We start from the raw sequence: 1508 nt of genomic DNA on the forward strand, positions 1-1508 counted from the left end.
AACTCAAACTAAAAGTAACTCAAACTAAAAGTAACTCAAACTAAAAGTAACTCAAACTAAAAGTAACTCAAACTAAAAGTAACTCAAACTAAAAGTAACTCAAACTAAAAGTAACTCAAACTAAAAGCAACTCAAACTAAAAGCAACTCAAAAAGAAAAAAAGGAAAGAGAAAGCGATTAATTCGCTTTTTCTTTCTTCAAACTGAGTTTCTTTCCTTTCTTGTAGTAGTTAAAGTAGTAGTAAGCGCCGCCGACAATGATCAAAATAATGATCATGGCAACAACACCGATAACGAGCGGAGACATTCCTTCCGGCTCATCAATCTGAACTTGGACCATGAGGGAATCCGTAATTTGCTGGTGACCGTAGTTGTCGTTGTACAAAATTTCACTGTTGATCGCGTACAACTTGTCGTAGATGACCGTGTCGCTGTCCACACTCATTTTAAACGTCGCAACCGCTGTTTCTCCCGGATTCACGGTTCCGAGATAAGATTGGTCGTCGGTTGTACTGAACGGCGTTGCGGTGTTGAGACGGACGAACGAGTCAATCGCGGGGATTTCACCGACATTTTTGTAAGTGATTTTCAATGTGCCGCCTTTTGTGTTCATGCCGTTGTCGACCTCAACGATTTCGAATTTGGTGTCGTCCTTCACGATGATTTTAATCGGAATGGATTGAGTGGCACTTTCGTTGTACCAGTAAGAAGCATTCAAGTTGCGGATGCCGCCCAAATTCCCGGAGGAGCCTGTTACGGCATCTGCGCCGTAAATCACATTCGTCAAGTGTTTATAACTCACATTCAATGTTAAGTTGTATTCTCCGGCCGGAACATCTTTTCCGATTTCAACCGTGTAGCGCAGCGGTTGCATCGTGGATTGACCGGTCGGCAAACTTCCGGCTTGTTGGGAACCCGTTTTGATGAGAATATCCGGGTTGGATGATTCGAGTGTTGCCGAAATGCCGACAGCTGTTAAGATGTTGGCGACGTTTTCCACTTCCATTTGCTGAAGCGTCATATTGAGTTGGTTGTCGATTGAGCTGGAATCTTTCAGTTCAACTTCCGATTTAAATCCCTGCAAAATACCCTGGTTTGAAAGGACTAAACTGACCGTAGACGATTGACCACGTTTCAGCTCACCGTTTCCTTGAACACTGGCCTGAATATCCGGCGCGCCATAGAAGGAATAGTAGTTTTTATCTAAATCGCCGTAATAATTTGTTTGGTTGACGACCGATGCGCAAAGTGCAACGGACATGGTTGCCGAGAGAAGCACAATCAACAATAAGGAAATGTGCAGGCCTTTTGAAACTGTTTTCAATGCTTTGTTTGACATGAAATCACGCTTTAATTTTTGTCTTTAAGTTTAATTTTAATTCAAGGGTCATGATAAGAATAGAGGATTTTCTCTGATAATTTCCAGGATTTTCAGATATAAATTCTCATTCCTATAATTGTACCTAAATTCACATTCTTTTAAGTAAAGATTAAAATACCTTTTATCAA

General features: G+C 41.0%; 1 protein-coding gene. It reads right to left on the reverse strand.

Annotated features, from left to right (window positions below; genetic code table 11):
* Positions 1-177: 177 nt before the first annotated feature.
* Complete coding sequence (locus MsAg5_RS08985; RefSeq protein ID WP_338100299.1) at positions 178-1338, reverse strand: COG1361 S-layer family protein; 1161 nt, start codon at positions 1336-1338, stop codon at positions 178-180.
* Between the last annotated feature and the right edge of the window lie 170 nt (positions 1339-1508).

Origin of the sequence: Methanolapillus africanus, assembly GCF_032714475.1 — an archaeon.
Lineage (GTDB): Archaea > Halobacteriota > Methanosarcinia > Methanosarcinales > Methanosarcinaceae > Methanolapillus > Methanolapillus africanus.

What these genes read in the sequence shown, in the direction of transcription:
- MsAg5_RS08985 (WP_338100299.1), bottom strand. Translation starts at nt 1,338, where the DNA reads ATGTCAAACAAAGCATTGAAAACAGTTTCAAAAGGCCTGCACATTTCC.